The 9,522-nt window shown below is 37.9% G+C and carries 9 protein-coding genes; 5 read left to right on the top strand and 4 right to left on the bottom strand.

Features of this window, described 5'->3' with window-relative positions; translation table 11 throughout:
• From hopQ to FIM66_RS07795, 3 genes are all read right to left on the bottom strand, one after another.
• The coding region (hopQ, locus tag FIM66_RS07805; RefSeq protein WP_140600355.1) for a Hop family adhesin HopQ at positions 1 to 1,514 on the bottom strand (1,514 nt) is incomplete at its 3' end.
• Between the two features lie 320 nt (positions 1,515 to 1,834).
• The gene (locus FIM66_RS07800; protein ID WP_000709603.1) at positions 1,835 to 2,296 is read right to left on the bottom strand and encodes a sialic acid-binding protein; all 462 of its coding nucleotides are present in this window, start codon (positions 2,294 to 2,296) and stop codon (positions 1,835 to 1,837) included.
• Between the two features lie 28 nt (positions 2,297 to 2,324).
• Positions 2,325 to 2,747 (bottom strand): DUF1104 domain-containing protein, encoded by a 423-nt coding sequence (locus tag FIM66_RS07795; RefSeq protein ID WP_140600354.1) that lies wholly within the window; start codon positions 2,745 to 2,747, stop codon positions 2,325 to 2,327.
• A 263-nt stretch (positions 2,748 to 3,010) separates the two neighbouring features.
• Here FIM66_RS07795 and FIM66_RS07790 point away from each other — a divergent pair, with 263 nt between their 5' ends.
• The 5 genes from FIM66_RS07790 to FIM66_RS07770 all read left to right on the top strand — a co-directional run bounded on the left by FIM66_RS07790 (position 3,011) and on the right by FIM66_RS07770 (position 7,858).
• Positions 3,011 to 3,643, top strand: a complete 633-nt coding sequence (locus FIM66_RS07790) for a LysE family transporter (RefSeq protein WP_127943887.1) — start codon at positions 3,011 to 3,013, stop codon at positions 3,641 to 3,643.
• A gap of 68 nt (positions 3,644 to 3,711) precedes the next feature.
• Positions 3,712 to 5,478 carry a DNA polymerase III subunit gamma/tau gene (locus FIM66_RS07785; RefSeq protein ID WP_140600353.1) on the top strand — a complete coding sequence of 589 codons (1,767 nt, stop codon included), beginning with the start codon at positions 3,712 to 3,714 and terminating at the stop codon, positions 5,476 to 5,478.
• Positions 5,475 to 5,876 (top strand): tRNA (adenosine(37)-N6)-threonylcarbamoyltransferase complex ATPase subunit type 1 TsaE, encoded by a 402-nt coding sequence (gene tsaE / locus FIM66_RS07780; RefSeq protein WP_140600352.1) that lies wholly within the window; start codon positions 5,475 to 5,477, stop codon positions 5,874 to 5,876. The genes FIM66_RS07785 and tsaE overlap by 4 nt, the downstream gene beginning before the upstream one ends.
• A gap of 12 nt (positions 5,877 to 5,888) precedes the next feature.
• Positions 5,889 to 6,611, top strand: a complete 723-nt coding sequence (gene lptB, locus FIM66_RS07775) for an LPS export ABC transporter ATP-binding protein (protein WP_000353224.1) — start codon at positions 5,889 to 5,891, stop codon at positions 6,609 to 6,611.
• Between the two features lie 2 nt (positions 6,612 to 6,613).
• Complete coding sequence (locus FIM66_RS07770; RefSeq protein WP_140600351.1) at positions 6,614 to 7,858, top strand: RNA polymerase factor sigma-54; 1,245 nt, start codon at positions 6,614 to 6,616, stop codon at positions 7,856 to 7,858.
• Positions 7,859 to 7,970: 112 nt separating this feature from the next.
• Here the strand turns inward: FIM66_RS07770 and FIM66_RS07765 are convergent, their stop codons facing one another.
• A complete protein-coding gene (locus FIM66_RS07765) occupies positions 7,971 to 9,191 on the bottom strand; it encodes an HD domain-containing protein (protein ID WP_140479835.1) in 1,221 nt (406 codons plus the stop codon).
• Positions 9,192 to 9,522 lie beyond the last annotated feature (331 nt).

The raw sequence follows: 9,522 nt of genomic DNA, 5'->3' as shown, positions 1-9,522 counted from the left end.
GCCGAGTTGAAGAAATTGGATTTGATATAGGCGTGGTTGTAATCAAAGAAACCATAATACCTTAACCCCCATCTTTTCTTTTCTCCAAAAAATTGCTTATAACCCACTTGCACCCCAAGGCCATTCAAGGCGCCGTTATTCGTGGTTGAAGAAGCGATCATGCCCATATTCCTAAAAGGGTTGTTGCCAAGTTCTTGAATAAGGGTGTTAGCTAGGTTTTGCGCTTGATTGATTTGAGGCGTTTGGTTGTTAAAATCAGCGGCGCTTGTTTTTAATGAAGACAGAGTTTCTTCCACGCCCGCACAGCCTTTCCCCCAATTGCTCTTTTGATTTTGCATTGTCATATTCGTGCTGCTTATAGCGCTCATATCGCATTTCCCTATGTAGTCTTTAAGATGGCCTGAAGAAAGTTTGTTAAAATCGCTCTCCACTTGATCGGCTAGTTTTAAAATTTCTGCTTGAGATTGCGCGTTTTTAAGCATTTTTTGAGCTAAAGCCGTAAGACTGCTAGGAGAGTTAAGGTTGAGATTATGGGGTTGTGTGATATTTTTTGGTTGGTTGGCGCTGAGTTGTTGGGTTTCTTGAACGATTTTTTGCGCATTATTAATCATGTCTGAAGCGGCACTAAACTCCGTACCAAAAGTCTCGCATGAATTTTTGCCGCCACCGGCTGTTTGCCATAAAGGGGTGTTTGTGCCATTAGTTCCACCATTGCTACTAGATTTCGCTATCAACATGGGGCAATAATCTTTAAGGGTATTGACAATCGTTTGCGCTTGAGTCAAAAGATTTTGCGCATCGTTAGTCGTATCAATAACAGAAGTTGTCGTTTTAGTTTGATTACCTTGTTCATTCTTTGATGTGGTTACATGCGCTTCTAACTTTTCCCCTTTGCTATTTAAAGGAGCAAGCCCGGCTTGTTTTAGAGCTTTTGAAAGGATTTGATAGGCTTCATGGATTTTTTCATATTGCTCAATAGATAGAGAAACATTTTTGTCTGCTTTGAGTTGATTTGTGCCATTAGGACTATGAGTGCCATTACTATTTGTGCTCCCACCGCAATTGATTTTAGTGCCGTTGCCATTCTCATCGGTGTAGTGGAAATCTTTTTGATTGTTTTCGCCTGGACTTTTGGTATAACCTCCACATATGACCGCATAACCCATGCTATTCCATAGCCCTAACACCGATCTCAACGCTAAAAGCGTGGCTTGATAGGCAGGGGAATTGGTTGTCCCACCGGCTAAAGTTTTTGCGCGTTCGTTCAAATTATTAACCGCTTGATTGATCGCTTGCGCACTTGTCTTTGAGTTTGTGCCATTATCGTTGGTTAAAAGCCGGCTTAATTGTTCATAAGTGTCTGAAAGTTTTTGCACCTTGTCGGCGTTTTTCACTTTTTGAACCGCTTCACCGATTTGATAACCCACGCTTAAAAAAACGCCGTTGTCTTCAGCATGGAGCAATGATGACGCAAGAGTTAGAGAAAGCAGAATCGTTTTTTTCGTTTTTTTCATAAAATGTTCCTTAGAGTAATGTTTTATTGCAAAAAATGTATCAAAATGAGAATTTATTTACAACGCGTTTAATTTTACCATAAATTTATTGGATTTCAAAAAAAAAAAAAAGGATTTTGGGGTATTTTAATCTATTTATCTTTAAAGCGTTGATTTTTGAAACAATAAAACCATCTTTTGAATTTTATAAGCAATACTTAATGAGAATAGAATTTTGATAACGCTTAACAGAACACATTTATCCCAAACGCTAAAAAGCGTTTAGGATTTCTGCTTAAAGAATTTGAAGCTTTGATAGAGAAAGGGGTGTAATTTAAGCTTTATTTTTCATTTTCGCCATGATCATTGTGATCGTGATCTTTTTTGCCTTGTTCTTTGTCATGCCCTTTGCCATGTTTATCATGACCACCGTGTTTATGGTGTTTGTGCATTTTCCCATGCTTGCATGATCTCAACCCAAAATCATCATCCATGTCTTCCATGTTGCCTTTTTTAAGCGCTTCTTTAATGGCTTTTTGGCGGGCTTCAAAATCCGCTACGGTCATGTTGTCTGTGTTTTTAATCGCGTATTCATGCAATTGCTTATGGAACGCCTTTCTCTTGTCTTCAGGCATTTTTTTCATGCGCATTTTCAACTCTTTTGTGTAATCCACAATATCCTGCGGAGCGACAATGCCAGCCATTTTAGCCAAATCTTCATCGCTTGTTTTGCTGAAATCTTTGGCGTTTAAAGCCACAAATAACAACGCACTAACAGAAAGTATTTTCAACGCTTTTTTCATGTTTTATCCTTTTAAATTAAATTTTATCTCACTTAGGAGAGCAATGTTCGTCTTTTTTCTTAACAGCCCTACACCAAACTTTTCTCGTATCGCCACTGCAAACGCTCACATTAAGCCCTTTTGCCTTGATTTCTTCATCGCTCAAACCTTTGGTTTTTTCTTCTAATTCTTTACGCACTTCTTCACGCATTTTTTTGAAATCCTCTTCGCTCATTTTGGAAAGATTCTTCCTAGCGATTCGGCTGAAATTCGTGCGGAATTTCTTAGCGTCCTCAGCGTTTAAAGCTTTAAGGCGTTTAGACACTTCCATGCGATAATCAATCGCTTCATTAGAAGGCAGAGTGCCTGCTAATTTTAAAAGTTCTTCGTTTTTGAGTTGCGAAAAATCCCTAGCGCCTAAAACCTGCAATCCAAGCAAAGCCAACAGGCAAAAAACCAAACTCCTTCTCATTCCCAATTCCTTGTTGTCCAAATTTTTGCTGCATAACGACAGCAAATTTTGGCATTTTAGCATGTTAATTTTAATTTATTCTCAAACGCCTATAATGGTGCTAAAAAATGGGGCTTTTAAATTTCGCGCAAGCCATTGTGTCATTTAACTTTTATTTATAAAGGTCATTTTAAACCCTAAAATTTTAAAATACCATTTTGAATGATTGGTTTGTATGGTGTTGGTAGTTTTTGGCTTATTTTGAGTGAAAGGATTTAAGCGAGATGTTTGTGGTTTTTATAGAAGGTTTTGGTTTAGCGATTTCTTTGTGCGCGGCGGTGGGGGCGCAATCCTTGTTTATTATAGAGCGAGGCATGGCTAGGAATTATGTGTTTTTGATTTGCGCTTTGTGTTTTATGTGCGATATTGTGTTAATGAGCATGGGCGTGTTTGGCGTGGGGGCTTATTTTGCGAAAAATCTTTATTTGAGTTTGTTTTTGAATTTATTTGGGGCAATTTTTACCGGGTTTTACGCTTTTTTAGCTTTAAAAACCCTTTTTCAAACCTTTAAAAAGAAGCAAGTCCAAACCCCCAAAAAACTATCCTTAAAAAAGACCTTATTATTCACTTTAGGCGTTACCTTACTCAACCCTCAAGTGTATTTGGAAATGGTGTTTTTAATTGGCGCGAGCGCTTTGTCTTTTAATTTAGCGCAAAAATTTGTCTTTTTAGCCGGCACTTTATCGGCGGCTCTTTCTTGGCTTTTATTGTTATGCACTTTATCGTTGCGTTATGGCTCCAAACTTTTAAACAACCAAAAAATCTTTATGGGCGTGAATCTCTTTGTAACCGCTATCATGGGGACACTTAGTATTAATTTATTTAAAGATTTTTTAGCGCTATTGAGTAAAACCTAAAAAGGGGCTAGTTTTAAGTCATTTTGCATTACAATACTCCTAAATGAGTTTTAAGGATTACAATCAATATGCAAGTTTTAGCGTTAAAATACCGCCCCAAACATTTTAGCGAGCTAATCGGTCAAGAGAGCGTGGCTAAAACGCTTTCTTTAGCCCTAGACAACCAGCGTTTGGCTAACGCTTATTTATTCAGCGGGTTAAGAGGTTCGGGTAAAACCAGCTCTTCTAGGATTTTTGCTAGGGCTTTAATGTGCGAAACAGGGCCAAAGGCTGTGCCTTGCGATACTTGCATCCAATGCCAGAGCGCTTTAAACAACCACCACATAGATATTATAGAAATGGATGGGGCGTCTAATAGGGGGATTGATGATGTCCGTAACCTCATAGAGCAAACGCGCTACAAACCAAGCTTTGGGCGCTATAAAATCTTTATCATTGATGAAGTGCATATGTTCACCACCGAAGCGTTTAACGCGCTTTTAAAGACTTTAGAAGAGCCTCCTAGCCATGTGAAATTCCTTTTAGCGACAACGGACGCTTTGAAATTGCCCGCTACCATACTCAGCCGCACCCAGCATTTCCGGTTTAAAAAAATCCCTGAAAATTCCGTTATTTCTCATTTAAAAACCATTTTAGAAAAAGAACAGGTGAGCTATGAAGCAAGCGCATTAGAAAAACTGGCTCACAGCGGGCAAGGGAGCCTAAGGGATACGATCACTCTTTTAGAGCAAGCCATCAATTATTGCGATAACGCTATCACAGAAAGCAAAGTGGCTGAAATGTTAGGAGCGATTGACAGGAGCGTTTTAGAAGATTTTTTCCAAAGTTTAATCAACCAAGATGAAGCGCGATTAAAAGAGCGTTATGCCATTTTAGAAAATTATGAAACCGAGAGCGTTTTAGAAGAAATGATGCTTTTTTTGAAAGCGAAATTACTAAGCCCTGATTCGTATTCTATCCTTTTGATAGAGCGCTTTTTTAAAATCATTATGAGCAGTTTGAGCCTTTTGAAAGAAGGGGCTAATGCTAGTTTTGTGCTGTTATTATTGAAAATGAAATTCAAAGAAGCTTTGAAACTCAAAGCTCTAGACGATGCGATTTTGGAATTAGAGCAAACCCCTTTCAATCAAAACCCTAGCATAAGCTATAACGACTCTAAACAAGAACCCAAAAGCACAGAAAAAATAGAACAAGCAGAAAGAATAGAGGGAACAGAAAAAAAAGAAAAGCTAGAAACAAGAGAGAACACAGAAACCCTACAAACTCCTATGCTTTCAGCTAAAGATCGCATTTTTCACAACCTTTTCAAACAAGTTCAAACATTGGTTTATGAGCGCAACTACGAATTGGGGGCGGTGTTTGAAAAAAATATCCGTTTCATTGATTTTGATAGCCAGACTAAAACCTTGACTTGGGAGTCTTTAGCCGCTGATAAGGATAAAGAGCTTTTAAGAGAACGATTTAAAATCGTGAAAAGTATCGTTGATGGGGTTTTTGGCAAGGGCGAAAATATCAAAATCGCTTTAAAACATCATTTGGAAAATAAAAGCGCTCCAAAAGAAACTAAAGAGGTTAAAGATTTTAAAATTTCTTCTTTAAGGGAAAAAATCTTACCCAAACCAACCACCGAAACCACGGCTGAAATGAAAGAAAATGAAACTAAAGAAGCGGCTGGAAAAGAAACTAAAGAGGTTCAAGAAAACGACACTAAAGAGGTTCAAGAAACCCAACCAAAAGAAGCCCCTACAGCCTTGCAAGAATTTATGGCTAACCATTCCAATCTCATTGAAGAGATTAAGAGCGAGTTTGAAATCAAAAGCGTGGAATTGTTATGAGAGCGCATTTAGACGAGTTGGACAAAGTGGCTACTGCAATTTTAAAAGATGATTTTAAGGGGGTGGTGCTTTTAAAAGGCGTTGTGGGGAGCGGTAAAACGACTTTAGTTCAGGCGTGCTTGAAACACTTGGGTTTAGACATTCAAGCGACTTCGCCCACCTTTAGCTTGATGCATGCTTATAGCGAGAGCGTGTTCCATTATGATTTTTACATGCGCGATTTAAAGGCTTGCTTGGAGCTTGGCATGTTGGAGTGCTTGTTGGAAAAGGGGATCCATTTTGTGGAATGGGGCGATGAAAAATTAGAAAAAATTTTAAAAAAATACGATTTAGCTATTAAGGTTGTGGAAATCAAAACCGAATCAACCAGCCGTTTTTATACAATAAAGATCGCTTAAAGGGTCGCTTGAATGGATATTTTAAAAGCAGAGCATTTAAACAAACAGATTAAAAAAACCAAGATCGTTTCAGATGTTTCTTTGGAAGTGAAAAGTGGCGAAGTGGTGGGGCTTTTAGGGCCTAATGGGGCGGGTAAAACCACCACCTTTTATATGATATGCGGGCTTTTAGAGCCTAGTGGGGGGAGCGTTTATTTAAACGATGTGGATTTAGCTAAATACCCCTTACACAAGCGCTCTAACTTAGGCATAGGCTACTTGCCCCAAGAATCCAGCATTTTTAAAGAATTGAGCGTGGAAGATAATCTAGCCCTAGCAGGGGAGAGCACTTTTAAAAATTCTAAAGAGAGCGAAGAAAAAATGGAAAGCTTGCTAGACGCTTTTAATATCCAAGCCATAAGAGAGCGCAAGGGCATGAGCTTGAGTGGGGGAGAAAGAAGGCGCGTAGAAATCGCTAGGGCTTTAATGAAAAACCCTAAATTCGTGCTATTAGATGAGCCTTTTGCGGGCGTGGATCCGATTGCGGTGATTGACATTCAAAAAATCATTGAAAGCTTGATTGGATTAAACATCGGCGTGTTGATCACTGATCACAATGTGCGAGAGACTTTGAGCGTGTGTCATAGGGCGTATGTGATTAAAAGCGGCACGCTTTTAGCGAGCGGGAACGCTAATGAAATTTATGAAAACGCTTTGGTGCGTAAGTATTATTTAGGGGAAAATTTTAAGGTATAAACATGGCGATCTTACATGCAAACCTTAGCCCTAAAAACAAATTAAACGCTACTTTAAAAGGGTGGCTCCCCATTTTACAAAGCGAGCTTGAAGATTTAGAAGAGGTGTTGAAACAAAACACTTTAGATAACCCCTTAATCAAAATTGAAAACAAACGCATCAAAAATTTTAGCGATCGTTTTAGCGCTAAAAAGAGCAGCGATCATTTAGAAAATTTCGCAATCGCATCTAAAAGCCTTTTTGAAACCTTAGAAGCTCAAATCATTCCCCCTCTCTTTCCCACTGAAACCTCTCAAAAAATCGCTATGGATATTATCAGCGGGCTGGATAGTGAAGGGTATTTTGAAGAAAGCGTTGAAGAAAGGGCTAAGATTTTAGGGGTAGAGAGCGAAGTTTATGAGAAAGTGCGCAAGCGTTTTAGTTACCTTAATCCCGCTGGCATTGGCACCAAAGATGTGAAAGAGAGCTTTTTATTCCAGTTAGAGGGTAGGGAATTGGACAATAACGAGCTTTATGAAGAAACACGAAAAATCATTTTAAATTTAGAAAAACACCATGAATTTTCTAAAGATTTTTATTATGAAAAGGCTTTAAAGATTTTAAAATCCTTTAAAAACCCCCCAGCCATTGAGTTTTTAGAAAAAGAAATAGAAGTCATTCCTGAACTTTTTATTGTAGAAGTGGATAATGAAATCATCGTGCGTTTGAACGATGAGAGCTACCCAACGATCAGTTTAGAAGAAAATCGCTTTAAGGATAGCGATTATTTGAAAGAAAAACTAAAAGAGGCTAAAGATTTGATTGACGCGTTAAATTTGAGAAAGGCCACGATTTATAAAATCGGTCTCATGCTTTTAGAGTATCAATACGATTTTTTTAAGGGTAAGGAATTGCGTCCTTTAAAATTACTGGATTTAGCCAACGAGTTTAACCACTCTGTAAGCACGATTTCAAGGGCCATTTCTAATAAATATTTGGCATGCGAAAGGGGGGTTTTCCCCATTAAGCATTTCTTTAGCATCGCCTTGGACAATAGCGAGACTTCAAACGCTGTGATTAAAGACTATCTTTTAGAATTGATCAAAAACGAAGACAAAAAAGAGCCTTTGAGCGACGCTAAGATTTTAGAACTCATTGAAGAAAAATTCCATTTGAAAATGGTAAGAAGAACGATCACCAAATACCGCCAACTGCTCAACATCGCTTCTTCAAGCGAAAGGAAAAAGCTCTATTTGATGCGCGCTTGAAAATAACCAACCAAATGATTTCGCTCTCATTGAGCGTAAATGATAAAATTAAAATACTTTTTTTGCATTTTTTAAATTTTATAACCAATACACTATTAAATAGATCTATAAATCACTTAAAATCCCTAAACAATTTCCCTAAATCCAAATCAAGCAGTTCTGTTTGGGATCGCAATTCTAAAAGGTTTTGAGCTCCTTTAATCAAATCGTTACTGGAAATGCCATGAGAAAGAGAGATTTGAGCTTCTAAAAACGCGCTCAAATGATCGCACACTTTCAAAAGCTCCCCGCAAACCCCAAAATATTCATCGCTGTTATAAAGCGTGAACAATTCTTCAGCGTCTTTAGTGAAAACGATTTGATGAGACTTGTCTTTGTAGCGGTTTTTAAACTCGTTTTCGGTGAAATATTTTAAATCTTCTTGAACGCCCAAAGAAACAAAGGAATAGACTTTGTTTTGCATTTCCTTTTTTTCAATCTCTTTAATGCAGTGATCAAGCCCTGCAACGCTTTGTTTGATGGGCGTAATAATGTCTCGGGTCAAAATCTCGGGTAAATCATGGAAAAGCCCGCCCAAAAAATGATTGATCCGCATGCTTTTACAAGCTTTTAAATCAAAGCTCAATAAATACCCCATAATCGCCACGCATAAGGTATGCCCTAAGACACTGGTTTGCGGCACTCTTGGGGTCTGACTCCAGCGCTTTTGGAAACGCAACTGCCCAAACATGCTCACCAGTTTTTTCAGATCTTCTTTTTCCCCAAAAAGCCCTTCAAACAAATGCTCGTTATTGTGGAGTTGCTTGTCAATTTTATCTTTAATTTCTTTCACGCCATACATGTTGGGGTTAAAATGATAAATAATATCAAACTCCCACTTAGACGCATAAAAATGCGCACTCTCTAAAATTTGAGTTTCTAAAATTTGGGGTCTGTGACTTAAATACTCTTTTAATTCCTCTAAAGAAAAATACGCACTGATTTCATCTTGCAAACTTTGCGCGACATAGGAGGCTAATTCTTGGCTGTGCGTTTGTTGGAGGGCGTAAAAAATAGGGGGTTTAATATCGGTTAAAACCAAGCGCTCCAAAAATTCAAAGCAAAAATACTTGATTAAAAGATCTAAATCCAAGTCTTTGCCCCTGTCTTTTAAATCTTTAGCGAGCAAATACGCAATCATCGCTTTATGGGCTTGCTTGTCTAATTCCACAAATTCCAAAGGGCATGCTTGGTCATTCCAACGCCTAATAGACGCGCCCACAAACACACGCCTTAAAAATTGAGTTTTGAGTTTAGGGGCTTTTAGGGGTTTAATAGGATGAGCCGCATACATAACTTTCCTTTTTATACTATTTTGAATATTAAAGCTATGATCTTATTAAAAAATATTGATTGGATCGCACAAGTTTGAAAAATCTTAACGCACCACTATCATACTAACTTAAATCTTATTATACGAAAAAAAGACAAAAATAAGGCTTTTATTTAAAAAAATATTATTTCTGTCATGGATTTCGTGCTTAATGGATTTTATACTTAAAACACCCACCCATAATTAAAAAACACTTTAAAATGGCTAGCCCCTTCATTAAAAACAAGAGAGTTTGTGTAACCATCACCGCTAGAAACGACGCTGGCTTTTCTTTGGATCAAAGGAATGCTAA

Source organism: Helicobacter pylori (genome assembly GCF_006439795.1).
GTDB lineage: Bacteria > Campylobacterota > Campylobacteria > Campylobacterales > Helicobacteraceae > Helicobacter > Helicobacter pylori_CR.
This window is presented reverse-complemented; position numbering and strand designations above follow the sequence as displayed.